Below are 15,770 nucleotides of genomic sequence, written 5' to 3' on the forward strand. Positions count from 1 at the left end.
AATCCTCACATTATTCAAGCGGCAAATTACTGCCCTTGACCTAACTGAAGTACGCGGCGGAAGATTCGTTTGGTGGTATCCGCTACCTGTACGTTTGTTTCATACGCTTTAGACGCTGACATCATATTCGCCATTTCTTCCACAATGTTGACGTTAGGTTTGTAGATATAGCCCTCTTCGTCTGCCATTGGGTTATTAGGCGCATATTCCACCTGAAGTGGTGCATCACTTTCCACTATGCCCTTAACTTGAACACCTGCGCCCTTCGACTGATCTCGCATAGCGTCTTGTAATGCCGTTGCAAAAACTGGGTGGCGAGCTCGATAGGTTTCGTCATAGCTGCTGCTTACCGAGTTTGCATTAGCAATATTACTCGCCGTGGTATTAAGACGGACATTTTCCGCCTCCATACCCGTACTCGAAATTTGCATTACGTTAAATAAACTCATGACTATTGACCTCCTGAGCTAAGTGCTTTTTTCATGCCTTTAATTTTTCCATTCAAAAATTCAAGGCTTGCTTGGTAGCGCAATCCATTGTCTAAAAATCGGTTTCTTTCCGCTTGGACTTCTACCGTATTACCGTCGCCGGTATCCGGCTGGGTGGGAACGCGGTACTGCATGTCAAAATTTGCCGCAACAGACGAAGAGTTGCCGCCTAGGTGGCGTTCATTTGTCCGGACCAATCCGGAAGAAGCATGTTGTTTGGTTCCACTAGATGCTTCGCTCATTGCTGACTGCATGGCTTTGTTAAAATCAATATCTCTGGCTTTGTAACCAGGGGTATTCGCGTTAGCTAGATTCCCCGAAATAACCTCCATACGCTCTGTGCGTATCTTCAGTGCTGACTCGTGAAAGCCCACCAGCTTATCTAGGTTAATAGCCATAACATGACCTCTGACATACTTTAAAAACGTTTCGTGTAGACAAGCTAAACGGAAATATAAGCGTTAAACTTTTGCCGATTTACTGTCGTTTGTTTAAATAGTTAGCAAGGCAGATGCCACAATGGGATTTTGACGGAAAGTAAAGGGGTTGGTAAATCGGCTTGAGTTTTAAAAAACTTTATTTATCAAGCCGATAAGTTAGATCATTTTTTTTGGTAGTAAAGACCAGGGTGGCACTTCACCATGCTGTAGATATCACTGGCGGCACTTATAGACTCTGACGCGCCAAGAAATAGAACGCCGTTAGGCTGCAGTTGTCCGGCAATTTGTTGCAGGATCCGCTGCTTTACTTCTGCTGAAAAATAAATCAACACGTTGCGGCAAAACACAATATCAAACCGACCGAGCGCGGCATAACTTGTAAGCAGGTTCAAACTTCTGAAGCTTACCATACGGCGAACCTCTGGCTTCACCTGCATAAGTCCCTTTTCGTTTTGTTGGAAAAAAGCTTGTCTTCGCTGTGGAGATAACCCTCTGGCAAGAGAAAGTTCGTCATAAATACCTGATTCACATTTTTGCAGCATTTCTGATGATAAGTCGGTGGCCACAATCTCAACGCCCGCTCTCAAAGCGCCTGGACGTTGACGTTGATACTCAAGCACGGACATTGCGATGGAATAAGGCTCTTGCCCCGACGAACAGGCCGCACTCCAAATGCGAACCTTCTGATTTTTGGTAGATAAGGATGGCAATAGGTCCTTTAAAAGAAGATCAAAGGGATAGTTATCGCGAAACCATAATGTTTCGTTGGTCGTCATTGCATCGATAACACTTTGTAACAAGGTGCGATCAAAACCGCGTACAACAACGTCTATCAGTTCATCTGCAGATTCGTACTTATGCTTAAAAAGCAATGAAGCCAAACGGCTGCGGACGAGGTATTGTTTATTCTCCCCCAAAACTATACCGCATTGCTTTTCAAGAAACTCTCTGAACTTTTGGTAGCTCGCGGGCGAAACGTCTTTATTAGCCAATCCTTTCCTGCTCCGTTATTCGCACTCGGTCATCAGCCACTTCTGTACAGCAGTCGCTAATTCGTCTGGGTGAAACTTCGCTATAAAGTCGTCTGCGCCAACTTTTTGTACCATTGCTTGGTTAAATACCCCGCTTAATGACGTGTGTAGAACAACGTGGAGTTTTTGAAGTTCAGGAGTATTTTTGATTTCTGCAGTCAGGGTATAGCCATCCATTTCGGGCATTTCAATATCAGAAACTAGTACACCAACGCGGTTGGTTACGTCGCCATACTCTTCAGCAATTTGTTTAAGACGATTAAGTGCTTCAAGACCATTTTTAGCAAGCTCGATTTCAAGGCCTAATGACGTAAGCGCCTTTTTCACCTGATTTCTCGCTACCGCCGAGTCATCCGCAATGAAAATAATCTTGTTTTCTTGGCCTTCTGTGGTTAGCCCCTCGGCCACGTCAGCACTCACTTCAGCGTTCAGCGGAGAAATCTCATTGAGAATTTTTTCTACATCTAGTATTTCAATGAGTTCGTTTTCAACCTCAGTAACTGCCGTCAGATAGCTGGCGCGCCCCGTGCCCTGAGGTGGTGGCATGATGGCATCCCAGTTGGTATTGATAATGCGCTCAACAGCGCCAACCAAAAAACCTTGCACCGAGCGGTTGTATTCAGCAATAACGATAAACGCGTTAGAGAGGTCTTCAATTTTACGACCACGCGTAGCCATACTCAGGTCAATAACCGAAATAGTTTGGCCACGAATGTGTGCCACCCCACGAACTAGTGGATTTAGTTTTGGCATTGCCGTAAGCGGAGGACACTGCAATACTTCGCGCACTTTAAACACATTAATCCCAAACCGCTGACGGCCGTTCAGTCTAAACAGCAACAACTCTAAGCGGTTCTGCCCAACAAGCTGCGTTCGCTGGTTTACCGAATCCAAAATACCCGACATAGGTCACCTCTAAGTAATACTGGGCATGATCATTGCCTCTTATGATAAGAATAGACAATATCACTAAATTTTTGCAGGTCAAACGACAGAAAAATGACACTTAAGGTTTAATTAAGCTTTACTAGCGTTTTGTTTTAATACTGCCTATTAAATCTTGTCATGTTGAAGCGTGTACTTTTACACCTTGAACTAACTATTGTTGTAAAACTCGCTGTTTACAAACATAGATTTCACTAAGCATAGTCAATTAATCGCAAACTGAACACGAAATGTCATGATGAAAAAGATAAACGAAAAAATACGTACCAGATTCTCTCACTCATTCACCTGTTTAGTAGTTGGTTTGCTAGTCGGTTTACTAAGTAGGCACTGCTATGCGGCGGCGTCCAACCATGAACAAGTTGAAAGCGGTGCCAAGAAGTACTTATTGAACCAGCTTACTGATAACGCGCAGGATACTAACATTGATGTGGATATTGTGAAGATAGACGATCGGATAAAAATCCCAGACTGTCCAACCGGTTTCCAATATAATGCTTCACAGGAAGCGTTGAGCCAATCCTACATATCTGTTCGTGTAAGCTGTAAAAATAACGAGTGGTATTTGTTTACCAGCGGCCAGGTGACGCGAACTAAAGAAATTGTGGTGACTCAGGGCGCAATTAGCCCTGGAACTGTATTAACCTCATCGAATTTAACGAAGGCAAAAGTAGATGTGAGACGTTTACGCTATACCGCGTTTACCGATTTAGAATCGTTAATTGGCGCTAGAATGAAACGCCGCATTACCGATGGACAAGCAATACAGTCTAATATGCTATGCTTTGTGTGCAAAGGCGATAGAATAACTATTACCGCCGAGGTTGCGGGAATGGAAGTTAAGACTGCTGGAATAGCGCAGCAAGATGGTGTGGTTGGCGATAATATAAAGGTTATCAATGCCAGTAGCCAGAAGGCCATTATTGCCAGAGTCGCAAGCCCTGAAGAAGTCGTGATACACTTATAAAGGTGAGCGTAAAATATCTACTATTTTGTTCTCAATTTAGCTAAAGATATTAGTCTAAAGGCCGATATATATTACAGAGGCAAGAGAGTAGTGAGGACTAGATATGGCAATTAACAATATAAACAATGGGTTACCTAAAACGCCCGTTGATAATGGGAAAGTAGCGCAGCAGAACCAGACGCAGCAATCTCAACAACAAGCTTCAGCGCAATCGGCACAAACGGCCGCAGCGCCGAGACAAGATTCGGTTTCATTGACGCAATCTGCTCAGCAGCTGAATCAAGTCCAGAAAAAAGGGACTGAGGCTCCTGTGAATCAGGAAAAAGTTGATCGCCTTAAAAAAGCGATTCAAAGTGGTGAGTACAAGGTTAATCCTGAAGTGCTTGCTAATAAAATCTCGAAGCTAGAATCCGAGATTTTTGGTACTAAATAATTCGGCACTAAATAATCTGGTGTCAAATAACTAGTTAGAATTTATCAGACACGTTCAATGAGACAAGTATAGTGACAGAACAAGTAAGCCAGTTAACACAAGCATTATCACGTCAAGTGGAGCAAATGACTTCACTTGCGTCGCTGCTTGAAAAAGAACTGCAGCTTATTAGCTCGCGTGACGCCGAATCATTGATGAATTTGTTAGACGAAAAAACAGCCCTTCTGGGTTCTATTCAATCACTGGATTCAAGTATCGAAGATGCTATTGCTAACGAAGATGCGATGTCGGAAGACGATGAAGCATTAATGGCTAACGCCAAGAAGCTTCTGGAAGATTGCAAATATCGAACACAGGTTAATCAAAAAGCCGTAGAGCAAGGACAGCTACGCCTCACACATTTGCGGAATTTGATGATGGAAGTTCGAGCAAAAGAATCACTTACTTACGACAAAAAAGGGAAGCCGAAAGGCGGAACCTTAGGCTCTGGAGTAAGTGCATAGGCTTTTAAATAGCCTTGTATCGCCCTAAAGCGTTAACTACGCTGTGCATAAACCACATCACCAGTTATCCCACTCGATTATCGCGTATTTTTTAGCATCCCGCTGCAAAGTAATTAGCGCGAATCGCCTTTAACTTACTTCCTAGTAATACTTTACATCTTTTACTCGACGCGGCTTAGCAGTCGACAAATAAATATCGTAGACTTGCTGCATATCTAAAGAAAGCTCCGTAACGTAGGTATCCTCACCCACCGGATAAGTCTTAACGACCTCGGCGCCTCTTATTACTCCTTCCACAGACGCGCGTAACGTTTCACTGTCAACAACAAGACGTGATACAGATTGACTACCTTCGATTTTTTGACCATACACCTGCTCGGTTAACTCGCGGTATGCATCTAATTTTGACGCTTTCATCGCCATTATCAGCTTCATACTGTCAGACTCGCCTTTTTGTGATGAAATTGGCGCGTAACCAACCGCCTTTAAAACTGGGTAAGTTTCAGGCTCAACGGTTTCCCACTCGACGTGCTTATCGATAATGCCACATCCACTCAAAGAAACTGCCAGGCCAAACATAGAAGACCGCAAAAGTAGCTTTGAATTTTTTAGTCTATTCAACCACATAATTTAAAACCTCTGTGTGCATTAATAACGACTTAGTGACGTCTGATTGTTTACTTTCATTACCTATGTAGGCTAATAACCTTTGAGCAAAGCGTTATGAGGCGACTAAACTTTCATAACACATTTTGCAGTTTTAGACCTTGGTTAGAAGGAAATAAGCAATATATGCGCCCGTTTGCTTTTAAAGATAGCTTCCCACTTTAATTGGCACTTTTTTCGCATAGAACTCGCGTAGGTCTCGCATAGATTACGACATTATTTAACCGCAATAACTAAACAACCACAGAGGTGTCACGTGCGACAAGCAAGCAAAACAACGCTAATGGCATGTTTAAGCAGAGCAATGGCCGCTGTTTGCCTACTTAGCCTAATCGCTGGGCAAGCCCATGCCGTTTGGTATGAAGCCACAGGACAGGCTGTGGTAATGAACGGTAACAAGGAAGCAGCAAAGCGCGCAGCAACACAGGATGCGCTCAAACAAGCTATGTTATTTGCTGGGGCGTCAGTGCAAAGTGTAGCCAAACTCACTAATGGGCTTCTGAAAAACGAAGAGATGACAATTAGTTCAACGGGCGAAGTCGAACAGCTAGAGCTTGTGAGCGAAACTTACAACGGTGATGTAGTCACTGTTAGTGTACGTGCAGACATTTTTCCTAAAGGGGAAATATGCTCAGCACAGCAGGACCAAAAGCACTTTGCGACTACTCACTTTAGAATAAGAAACAGAGCACAACTGACTGAAGGAAATATTCCACACTTTGATAAGGCGTTTACGCAGCGTTTAGCTAAGGCAATGCAGGAACAGACAGACAATCTCAGTATTACTTACGTTGCTCCCCATACTGCAAAGTTTGATAGCCGATATACCGACAAAAACGTACGTACACTATCAGATCAAAGTAACACGCAATTCGTTATTGTCGGCGTTATTGATGATTTAAGCGTTACACAAAAAGAAGCATCCATGTTTACACCATGGCGAAGCAACACTTCACACCGTGCTTTTGCAATGTCTGTACAAGTTTATGACGGAATAAACGGCGGCCTATTGTTCAGTTCCTCTTACAATGCTAATGAAGAGTGGACGTTTGACAGATTTGAAGACATCGATGAATTTTCGTCCACTTTTTGGCAATCACGCTACGGTCAGGCGATTGATGGCTCAATCAGCCAATTAATAGAAGATATTAAAGAGTCGACAGCCTGCCAACCTGTAACGGGTCGTGTTATCAATATTGCGAACAATAAAATTTCGATATCTCTTGGACGAGATAATGGCATTTCTGAAAAAGATGAACTATATCTTTATCAGGCCAAAGAGGTGGTCGACAATCGCGGTAGAAAATATCTTCAATATACGCTCTACCCCGGTACGTTTGTTGTTGATAGTGCTTATGGCAATTCATCAGTGATAGTCAACGCTGAGTCTGGAATTACTGCTAACATTCAGGAAAATGATTTTGTAGTTAAGAAGTAAATTAGTTTTCACTTTATCAATGTAAGTCACTGGGGTTGAAATAACGGGGTTGGAATATCAGCAATGCCGTGATATATCTATAAGTACGTATAATATTCAATACTTAAACTTTAGTCAGAGGCAAGTACTCTTTCTTATACTTTAGTATGACCTACATAATAAAAATATGACCCTTTCTCTGTTTGCGTCGCACTGCTTAGCATTAGTGGCCTTGCTACTGGCTGGACAACAACTGAGGGATCACTATGTCATCGAGTTTCCAAAGCTCGAACAGGAAGTTAAAAATAATTTTGGGGCTGACAAAGCGTTACATGTCAGCGCACTAGAAACTAAACTTCACGACCTTGAAAATAAGGCTGTTAAAGAACAGCTTATCGGTGTAAACGCTTTCTTTGACGAGCATATCCAGTACGCTACCGACGATATCGTATTCAAACAAAAAGACTATTGGGCTACTCCTTCGGAGCTTTTTGGTCATTCTCGCGGAGATTGTGAGGATTATGCCATTGCAAAATACGTAGCTCTGCTACACTTAGGTATCGATAGTTCTAAACTTCGCCTAATTTATGTAAAAGCGAAAATTGGTAGAAGCCGAGTAACGCAAGCACATATGGTACTAGGATACTATGATTCCCCTTCATCGGATCCTTTGGTGCTAGATAGCTTAGTGTCTAATGTGTTGCCAGGTTCTCAACGAACGGACTTAATTCCTGTATTCAGTTTTAATGATTCGGGTATTTGGCAGCCGGGTAAAACTGCACAAGTTTCTTCGTCTACCAGCAGACTATCAAGGTGGCGTGATGTTATTGAGCGCATGAAGCAGGAGGGGATTAGCAGAAGGTCTTAGGAGTTTATGTCAATAACAAGAGAATTATGGCTAGCCATTGTAGTCGTCGTCCTTGTTGCAATTGCAGGTAGTGTCACAATTCATGGAATAACTACCAAGCAATACGTAGAAGAACAGCTATATTCAAAAAACTTAGACAACGCGAGTATGCTTGCTCTTACCCTAAGTGGGCTTGATAAAGACCCTGCTTCGCTCGATCTCTTCATAATGTCACAATTTGACATTGGTCACTACGCTTCCATTGTACTTCAAAAATCTGACGGTGAAATAGTTTCTGAATACACTCATGAAGTGCAGTTGGACGAAAATACGCCAAAGTGGTTTTCAGATAACTTTTCTCCCATAGTCAAACCAGGTATCGCTCAAGTAAGCGAAGGTTGGGGTCAGTACGGTACGGTTTATGTCGAAACAGATACCAGCTTTGCCGTTGCATCAATGTGGCGCGCCACTAAACGACTTATTTTTGGTTTATCTCTTGTTGGCATATTTTCAGGCTTTTTAGGGGGGTGGGCTCTACGCTTTATAATTCGTCCACTAGACGGTGTCGTGCGCCAGGCTGAATCATTTCAACAAATGCAATTTATTCAGCTGAAAGAGCCTCGTACGTTAGAGCTTAAGCGTGTAGTGCGCGCCATGAACTTTCTTGCTACCAATTCTAGAAAGATCATGGATGAAGAGAATACGCGCCTTGATCTCATGCGCTATAAAACCCAATTTGATGACGAGTCTGGCGTTGCTAATAGGGATTACTTCATTTCAATTTTGAAAGGGCAGCTGGCTTTTAGAGATACTGAAGGTGTGAACTGCCTTTTCTTCGTCAGATTTACCGAAGGCAAAGGCTTTTTGCGCTCACCGGCAAATATCAGAAAAAAGCGTATTCGAGATTTTGTTGAAGAAATTAACGATTGCCTTGCGTTACATCATCATCAATTTACTGACAGCCGAATTGCTAGAATGCAAAAAAACGAGTTTGCTATTTTGCTTACTGAAACCCATGATGCCGTAGCTATATCTGAAGCGGTTCATGGCGCCTGCCTAAGTGCATTCAGCGAAGTTGGCGATCCCAAGGTATTTCAGTCTGTTGTTAAACTTCGCCCAGATGATAGTTTCTCTGCTTTACTAATGCGTGCAGATGCGATGATTGATGAAGCAGAACTACTAGATATGGATGAACCCTTTATCGAGTCGACCCTTAAAGAATTTATTAGCTTGGTAGAGCAAAAACGCTGGGAAAAAGAGTTACAAAATACTATTGACGAATGTGGTGTAGAAACCTTTAACTTCCCGGTTTTAGATATTGACCGCAATTTGGTTCACTATCAGAGTTGGGCGGGCGTTACAATAGATGGTGAACTAAGAAAAAGTGGTTATTATACCCATTGGGCTCGCTATCTCGGGCTTCTACCCCAATTAGAGCTAACAACAATTACTAGCCTGATCAACTATATTAATAACACTAAAACAAACTCTAAATTTGCGTTTCTCTGTTCTGAGCAATTCATGCTCAACCCAGAGGTTCTTGCTCAACTTTATTATCAAATCGGTACCAACGAAAAGGCAGCGAAACAGTTGTGTTTTGAGGTGCGAGAATCTACCGCGACGCGCTTCCCTGATGAGTTTAGAGACTTTTGTACAACGCTAAAAGCCAAAGACAGCGAAGTGGGCTTGAAGCGAGTTGGAGAATCTTTCTCGCAACTGTTGAACGTGCAGGAAATGGGTTTAGATTATGTAAAAATCGATTCAGCGTTTATGGCAGATATCGATTTCAATCCTGCCAATCACGCCTTTATACGTGGGTTCTGCTCCCTTGCGCATACTTTTGGTATAAAAGTTTATGCAGACGGCGTTAAGCGCTCAGACCATCAAGAACTATTCATTGAATTAGGGATAGATGGTGTGGTTTCACACATTGAAGTTATAGAGCATCTTTTAGATGACTAAACTCACCTATACGAAGTAATAAGCTTATCCTGTCTTTCGCTTCAAACTTATGAAGGAGCGTACCAACATATTCTTTAACGGTACGCTCAGTAATGCCGTGCTTCCTTGCTACCTCCTTGTTGCTTAACCCCTCCAAAATACCATTTAATACATCTTTTTCTCGGTTGGTTAGCTCTCGCAGCACAGGGAAATTCCGTTTCGTCTGCAAATTAGCAGCGACATTTGATGTAGTCACTGTTAATAACTCGTTGGGCAACCACATGCCTCCAGCTTCTATAACACGGGCTACAGAAGATAGTAGAGATTGGGTTCCTAATGCATGACAATATGCTCTAGCACCCAACATTAGTGCTGTTTGCATCTCTAGGCGGTCATATTTGTAGGTAAGTAAAACAAGATTTTCAGCTTTTTGTTTTGCCTCAATCAGTAACTGACGCCAGTTATTATCGCTTGCCATAATCCATACGCAGTCACTACTATCGCACTTCAGTTCATTGACACTACTATAACTAGACCAAGAGTATTGAGTAAGTGCCCCTTGTAAGTCTTTTTCTGCAATGAAATGTCTCATTAACGCTCCCTCAGCGCAGAGGCTGTCACATTAAACAAAGGCGATAAAATGTAATTAAGAACGGTTTTCTTGCCCGTTAAAATATCTACTTGCACAATCATTCCGGGCAGAATATCTAAGGATTCATCTGCAATGCTTCGCTTTGTTTCAAGTCTGACAAGGTAATAGGTTTCATCTTTTTCATTGGTAATGGCATCTGCACTAATGTGCTGAACCTCAGCCGACATGCCACCATAAATAGTAAAATCGTATGCACTAAATTTCAGGATGGCCGGCTGCCCTTCTCTAATAAAAGCAATGTCTTTCGGTGAGACTTTGGCCTCAACAATGAGCTGGTCGTCTTGAGGTACTAGCTCGACAACAGCGCTACCAGGTGTAATAACGCCGCCAACCGTGTTGATAAGTAGCCGTTGAACCGTTCCATTGATAGGCGAACGCAAGTCCGCTTGCGACACCACATCTTCTAAACTTGTTTGAGACTGCTGTAGCATAGCCATTTCACCAGTTGCATCGGTCAATTCTTGATTCCATCGATTAACTAGCTTGAGGCGGGCTTCTTCCTTCTTAATAATTTCTTCTTCAATAGCATTTAACCCACGCTCTATTGCCACTTTAGATTTGCTGATGTTGCCTTCAAGCTCAACAATTTGGCGCTCTAATCTAAGAATTTCGATTTCCGACACAGCTCCTGATGCTAATAATGGTTTAGTCACCGCAAGCTCTTTTTTAGAAAGCGTCAGCACGTTTTGATATTGGGATAGATTAGCGCGCTCTTCTTCAACATCTTGTCGGCGTTGTAAAATGCGAGAGTCAGAACCTGCCGCGATTTCATCAAGCTCAGCTAAATTCGAGTTATAGAGTTTTCTCTCATTATCAACGATGGTAGGCGCTTCTTCTTGAAGCTCTCGGTTAAACCGCAACACCTCGCCCTGGGTAAGCGCAGATAAGCGCTGAACCTTTGCGGCAAGTGCTGCAAATTGCGTGGTATTTTCTTCCAAACTAGATAGGAAACGTGTTGGATCAACTTTTAATAGCACCTGTCCCGCTTCAACGGTTTGTCCTTCTCGTACTAAGATTTCTTGTACTATTCCACCATCGTATGATTGAAGTACCTGCAGCTGCTGTGACGGAATCACCTTCCCATCACCTTTAGCCACTTCGTCAATTTCGGCGAAATAAGACCATACCACTAACAAAAACAATACTATTAGCACGACATAAAGCAGGCCACGGGCTTTTACCGGCGTTTGCATAATGCGCGACCATTCTGCTTCTAACACCCAATCTTGACCTGGGGGCGGCGCAAGCCAGCCTCGCATTAGCCGCTGTAACCAGTCCTTTTTTTCACCATCACTTTTCAAAATCATGGCGCCCTCTTCAATACTTGACTGGGTTGTCTAAACTGCACGAGTACCTCTTCCTTTTTTCCATCGGCAATCACTTTTCCGTTTTCTACAACAATGACCCGTTCTACCAAGTCGAGTAATGTGGTTCTGTGCGTATTAATGATAAGAGTTTTACCTGCCGTTGCCGCCTTAATCGTTTCCTTCATCTGCGCTTCATTAGTTGAATCCATGGCTGAAGTTGGTTCATCCATAATGTAAATTGCTGGATCTCGCACTATGGCCCTTGCCATCGCCACAGCCTGACGCTGCCCACCTGAAAGCAAGCAGCCGCGCTCCCCCACATTTTGCTCTATGCCACTCGCACTTCCATTAACTAGCTTTGCCAAACCACATTGGGTAATGACTTCCCAAAACTCAGCCTCGTCAATATGTGTATCCTCTGGCAAAATATTGTCTTTTAATGAGCCGTGAAAAAGGCTCACATCTTGCGGTACATAGCCTATTTGTTTACGTAACAGCGTTGGGTCATACTGCTGAAGGTCTATCCCATCCAACAAAAGTTGTCCCGATTCAGGGCGATAAAAAGCCATAAGAAGCTTGTTTAACGTTGACTTTCCGCACCCGTTTTTGCCCAAAATAGCAACGTGTTCCCCTTGTTTAATAGAGAAGTTAATGTCTTTTAACGCGAGTACGGTTTCATCTGGATACTTGAAGCAAAGCTGGCTAGCGTCAATATTCCCTTTTAGCACGACATTGTTTTTAATCTGTTTGTTGCTACCTGTTTCACTTGGTAAAGACATAATGTCATCAAGGGCATTCTTTGCGGTTTCAGCGTGATGGAATTGCGCAAGCAATGCGGCAGCCTGAGAAACCGGCCCCATAGCTCGGCTTGATAATAAATAAGCGGCGATTAGTCCACCTTGTGTTATCACGCCCTCAATAATGAGGTAAACACCAGTGAGGATAATAACCACACCCACAGATTGCTGGATCCAGAGCGCAGCGTTATTAACCGACATTGATACTAAACGTAGTTTGGCGTTGACTTTGGCAAGGAAGATAGTCTGCTTTTCCCACGCACTTTGATTTCTACTTTGATAACCAAACGCTTTAACGTCCTCTAATGAGGTTACGCTTTCAGTCACAAGGGAGCTTTTACGAGAGCTGATTTCCATCGATTCTTCAGAAAGAGAACGCATTACCCGCTGCGCCTTCATCGCATAAAGAAAAAGCGCAGTAGCACCAATGAGTATTGGAATGATCAGATAAAAATCAATCATGGCGATAATGACTACAAACAGTAGGCCAAAGGGTAAATCAACCAGAGCCACTAAAGTGACTGAACCGAAGAACTGCCGAATACTTTCAAAAGACTGTAGGCTATTTATGAATGAGCCACTTTTAGCAGGTTTGCTGGCTAAATTTATAGACAGCACTTTTTCCATTATTTTCGCCGATAGCGTGACATCTAATCGACTCGCAGCTAACTCTACAAAGTACTGTCTAAGCATGCGTAATAAAAAATCTGCCGCTAGCACAAGCAAAACACCAATAGCGAGTGCCCACATGGTTTCTAGCGCAGCATTTGGCACTACCCTATCGTAAACATTCATCACGAAAAGGGGTAATGCGATAGAAAGCAAACTGATAAAAACGGACGCTAAAAGAACATCGCGATACAAGCCTTTTGCCGTTCTGATGGACGACCACAACCAATGCCCTACGGATGACTTGTCAATTTGCGCATTCGTTTCTTGTGCATTCATCTCGGGGCGAGCGAAAATGACATACCCTGTATAGCTAGCACTTAGCTCATCTCTTGGTACTTCGACCACAGCATCATCGAGTTCCGGGTATGAAACTCTGGCATGCGTTTTGTCAAGCCCATGTAGAACGCAGGCTTGCTTATCACTGAGCACTAAAACCGCGGGTAGTATTGCAGTATTGATATGATCTAGATCGCGTTTTACTGTTCTACTGGCGAGCCCCGCTCGTTTTGCTGCGCGTTCAAACCCCGTAGGAGACAACTCACCGTGGTCTAAAGGCAGTCCGCTAAGCAGGCTAACTCTAGATACATCCAAATGGTGGGCATGGCAGATTGTTATTAAACAATCCATCAATACGCCACCTTGTTTCTCAAGATATGATATGTCGCTGTCGACCTTTTTTTCCTTCATATAGGCCTACTACACCACTATTGCGTTGAAGGAAGCTGGATGATAGCCGCCTCAATTCTGCGATTACGGGCATTAGCCGCTTCTGACTCTTCATCGACAAGCGGACGAGTTTCCCCATAACCGACAGCGGTGATCCTTCTAGCCTCTATGTTTGCTTTTGTCATAAGCATTGATGCGACAGCTTTCGCTCTGCGTTCAGACAAACGCTGATTGTAGGCGGCGTCTCCATCTAAAGATGCATGACCGTGAATGATTACCCCAGAATTAGCGTCACTATTAAGCGCATCAATAACCTCTTGAAGCGAGTTCTCATACTCAGGTAAAACCTCGGTAGAATTAGAGGCAAACTCAATGTTTACGTTAAACGACTCTATTATATTTGCGTTGTCCAAAGTGAAGTCAGCAGCACTTGGTTCTGGCGCCAATTCAGGCTCTTTAGCTTCACAACCAAAGTCATCGACCATAGCGCCCGGCGTTGAATCTACACAGTCATCCCATAAATCAACAATACCGTCACCATCAGAATCGCGCTTTAGAATATTCAGTTCATCTTCAAAGTTAGTGCGAACTACAGGGCATACGTAATTAGGGTCGTAGCTAATTTTTTCTTCTGCTTTGCTTAGCACATCAGGTACGCCTTCCTTCGTTATACCTAACGTTTGCGCTAAGCTTCCCGATGCTGCAAGCAGTCTTACCCGTGCTTTTTCTAGCGTATATTGCGCTTCCAAGTAAGCACGACTCGATTCGTAGTACTCATTTTCTGAATCGAGCAAATCCAATAGAGAGCGTTCACCAATAGTGAATTGATCCATATATGCAGATTTCACCCTGTCCGAAGATAGTCTATGTGCATTTAGTGCAGGAAGTTGCTCTGTAATATTGATGATGTCGTTGTAGGCAATCTGTACCGTTTGTCTCATATCGATACAGGCTTTATCTCTTAAGTCTTTTGCTAAGTCCACCTGTGACAGTGCCTGTCTTATAGCCGCGCTATCCGACCCACCGTTATACAAGTTATAAGAAAAATTAACGCCGACACTCGCCTCGGTAATGGTATTATTCAATGCAGCTTGGTCTCGTGTTTGCGCACCATAACTTGCGGTCAAATTAACCTGAGGATGGTAGAGACTCTTTGCACTATCGACCGCATAACGCTGCGCATCTATGTTATAAATAGCAGCATTAAATTGTGGATTAGTGCCATACGCGCTAGTGAGTAAAGATTGTATATCTGTGACGTTTGCATCAACGAAAGCAGAGTTTATTGATACTGACTGTAGGTTTTGAGCAGGCTTTTCACCCACCAACCGCAAAAAGCGTGCGGTAACATCGTGCAAATTCGATAGCTCAGTAAGCACGTTAGACTCGGCAAGGGAAAGACGGCCGCTAATTTGCTCTAAGTCAGCTCTACGACCTACTCCAGCTTCAACGCTTTCTTCAATTTGTTTGAACACATCAACATGAGTAATCAGGTTTTCTTCAGCAAGCTTCAAAAGCTCTCGAAACAACTGTACGTCCATATAAGCAAGGGCGGTATCTAATGACTTCTGCTCAATTTCACCCATTAGTTCAAAAAATCGTACAACTTGTGCTTGCTTAAAACGCTTTACCTCACTGCTTGTTAAAAAACCGTCATATAACATCTGGGTAAGGGTGATTTGAGCAGTATGGCCCATGTATTCTCGATCTAAGCCATAATTTCTATCGGTGTACGCGCTGGACGCCAATACATCGACCTGTGGCCGAAAACCGCCTCTCGCGATGTCGACATCAGACATGGCCACTTGAAGTTGACGCCAGCTGGCTTGTACTTCAGGATTTTCGTTTACTACCTTGCGAACATAATCTTCCAAACTCACAGGCGAGTTATTTACACCATTGCCTTGAGCAATAGCAGTATGAGTAAGCACAGCGCTAGTTACTCCAAAAACAACTTTGGTAAGCACTGAATTAATCAACTTCATATATGCGTCTCAC

Annotated in this window: 15 protein-coding genes; 6 read left to right on the forward strand and 9 right to left on the reverse strand. The window is 43.2% G+C overall.

Features of this window, described 5'->3' with window-relative positions; genetic code table 11:
• Positions 1–26: 26 nt before the first annotated feature.
• The 4 genes from flgC to ACXACS_RS16845 form a co-directional block, all read right to left on the reverse strand.
• On the reverse strand, positions 27–449 hold the full coding sequence (flgC, locus tag ACXACS_RS16830) for a flagellar basal body rod protein FlgC (RefSeq protein WP_118490030.1): 423 nt from the start codon (positions 447–449) through the stop codon (positions 27–29).
• A gap of 2 nt (positions 450–451) precedes the next feature.
• Entirely contained in the window at positions 452–886 is a 435-nt protein-coding gene (gene flgB, locus ACXACS_RS16835; protein WP_474808281.1) for a flagellar basal body rod protein FlgB, read from the reverse strand.
• A gap of 203 nt (positions 887–1,089) precedes the next feature.
• Entirely contained in the window at positions 1,090–1,920 is an 831-nt protein-coding gene (locus ACXACS_RS16840) for a CheR family methyltransferase (protein WP_179982625.1), read from the reverse strand.
• 15 nt (positions 1,921–1,935) lie between these two features.
• Entirely contained in the window at positions 1,936–2,865 is a 930-nt protein-coding gene (locus tag ACXACS_RS16845) for a chemotaxis protein CheV (protein WP_179982624.1), read from the reverse strand.
• A gap of 274 nt (positions 2,866–3,139) precedes the next feature.
• On the opposite strand from ACXACS_RS16845, the gene flgA reads away from it, so the two are divergent.
• From flgA to flgN, 3 genes are all read left to right on the forward strand, one after another.
• Entirely contained in the window at positions 3,140–3,871 is a 732-nt protein-coding gene (flgA, locus tag ACXACS_RS16850) for a flagellar basal body P-ring formation chaperone FlgA (RefSeq protein WP_474808284.1), read from the forward strand.
• A gap of 103 nt (positions 3,872–3,974) precedes the next feature.
• Entirely contained in the window at positions 3,975–4,304 is a 330-nt protein-coding gene (gene flgM / locus ACXACS_RS16855) for a flagellar biosynthesis anti-sigma factor FlgM (RefSeq protein ID WP_474808286.1), read from the forward strand.
• A gap of 71 nt (positions 4,305–4,375) precedes the next feature.
• Positions 4,376–4,807, forward strand: a complete 432-nt coding sequence (gene flgN / locus ACXACS_RS16860) for a flagellar export chaperone FlgN (protein WP_474808288.1) — start codon at positions 4,376–4,378, stop codon at positions 4,805–4,807.
• 141 nt (positions 4,808–4,948) lie between these two features.
• On the opposite strand, the gene ACXACS_RS16865 is transcribed toward flgN, so the two are convergent.
• A complete protein-coding gene (locus tag ACXACS_RS16865; protein ID WP_474808289.1) occupies positions 4,949–5,434 on the reverse strand; it encodes an LPP20 family lipoprotein in 486 nt (161 codons plus the stop codon).
• Positions 5,435–5,729: 295 nt separating this feature from the next.
• Between ACXACS_RS16865 and ACXACS_RS16870 the strand changes: the two genes are divergently transcribed.
• From ACXACS_RS16870 to ACXACS_RS16880, 3 genes are all read left to right on the forward strand, one after another.
• The gene (locus tag ACXACS_RS16870; RefSeq protein ID WP_474808290.1) at positions 5,730–6,911 is read left to right on the forward strand and encodes a flagellar assembly protein T N-terminal domain-containing protein; all 1,182 of its coding nucleotides are present in this window, start codon (positions 5,730–5,732) and stop codon (positions 6,909–6,911) included.
• A 166-nt stretch (positions 6,912–7,077) separates the two neighbouring features.
• A complete protein-coding gene (locus ACXACS_RS16875; RefSeq protein ID WP_179982619.1) occupies positions 7,078–7,758 on the forward strand; it encodes a transglutaminase-like cysteine peptidase in 681 nt (226 codons plus the stop codon).
• Between the two features lie 6 nt (positions 7,759–7,764).
• Positions 7,765–9,699, forward strand: coding sequence for a bifunctional diguanylate cyclase/phosphodiesterase (locus ACXACS_RS16880; RefSeq protein ID WP_474808292.1), 1,935 nt, complete (start codon positions 7,765–7,767; stop codon positions 9,697–9,699).
• On the opposite strand, the gene ACXACS_RS16885 is transcribed toward ACXACS_RS16880, so the two are convergent.
• The 4 genes from ACXACS_RS16885 to ACXACS_RS16900 form a co-directional block, all read right to left on the reverse strand.
• The gene (locus ACXACS_RS16885; protein WP_474808294.1) at positions 9,674–10,270 is read right to left on the reverse strand and encodes a helix-turn-helix transcriptional regulator; all 597 of its coding nucleotides are present in this window, start codon (positions 10,268–10,270) and stop codon (positions 9,674–9,676) included. The two genes, ACXACS_RS16880 and ACXACS_RS16885, sit on opposite strands and share 26 nt — an antisense overlap.
• On the reverse strand, positions 10,270–11,637 hold the full coding sequence (locus ACXACS_RS16890; RefSeq protein ID WP_474808296.1) for an HlyD family type I secretion periplasmic adaptor subunit: 1,368 nt from the start codon (positions 11,635–11,637) through the stop codon (positions 10,270–10,272). Before ACXACS_RS16890 ends, ACXACS_RS16885 begins: the two co-directional genes overlap by 1 nt.
• Positions 11,634–13,733, reverse strand: a complete 2,100-nt coding sequence (locus ACXACS_RS16895; RefSeq protein ID WP_474809315.1) for a type I secretion system permease/ATPase — start codon at positions 13,731–13,733, stop codon at positions 11,634–11,636. The genes ACXACS_RS16890 and ACXACS_RS16895 overlap by 4 nt, the downstream gene beginning before the upstream one ends.
• Before the next feature lie 77 nt (positions 13,734–13,810).
• Positions 13,811–15,757, reverse strand: coding sequence for a TolC family outer membrane protein (locus ACXACS_RS16900; protein WP_474808298.1), 1,947 nt, complete (start codon positions 15,755–15,757; stop codon positions 13,811–13,813).
• Positions 15,758–15,770 lie beyond the last annotated feature (13 nt).

Source organism: Alteromonas sp. AWM4_230 (assembly GCF_056158305.1).

Coding starts and splice junctions, on each gene's coding strand:
- flgC (WP_118490030.1), bottom strand. CDS start 449: ATGAGTTTATTTAACGTAATGCAAATTTCGAGTACGGGTATGGAGGCG.
- flgB (WP_474808281.1), bottom strand. CDS start 886: ATGGCTATTAACCTAGATAAGCTGGTGGGCTTTCACGAGTCAGCACTG.
- ACXACS_RS16845 (WP_179982624.1), bottom strand. CDS start 2,865: ATGTCGGGTATTTTGGATTCGGTAAACCAGCGAACGCAGCTTGTTGGG.
- flgA (WP_474808284.1), top strand. CDS start 3,140: ATGATGAAAAAGATAAACGAAAAAATACGTACCAGATTCTCTCACTCA.
- flgM (WP_474808286.1), top strand. CDS start 3,975: ATGGCAATTAACAATATAAACAATGGGTTACCTAAAACGCCCGTTGAT.
- ACXACS_RS16865 (WP_474808289.1), bottom strand. CDS start 5,434: ATGTGGTTGAATAGACTAAAAAATTCAAAGCTACTTTTGCGGTCTTCT.
- ACXACS_RS16875 (WP_179982619.1), top strand. CDS start 7,078: ATGACCCTTTCTCTGTTTGCGTCGCACTGCTTAGCATTAGTGGCCTTG.
- ACXACS_RS16880 (WP_474808292.1), top strand. CDS start 7,765: ATGTCAATAACAAGAGAATTATGGCTAGCCATTGTAGTCGTCGTCCTT.
- ACXACS_RS16885 (WP_474808294.1), bottom strand. CDS start 10,270: ATGAGACATTTCATTGCAGAAAAAGACTTACAAGGGGCACTTACTCAA.
- ACXACS_RS16890 (WP_474808296.1), bottom strand. CDS start 11,637: ATGATTTTGAAAAGTGATGGTGAAAAAAAGGACTGGTTACAGCGGCTA.
- ACXACS_RS16895 (WP_474809315.1), bottom strand. CDS start 13,733: ATGGATTGTTTAATAACAATCTGCCATGCCCACCATTTGGATGTATCT.
- ACXACS_RS16900 (WP_474808298.1), bottom strand. CDS start 15,757: ATGAAGTTGATTAATTCAGTGCTTACCAAAGTTGTTTTTGGAGTAACT.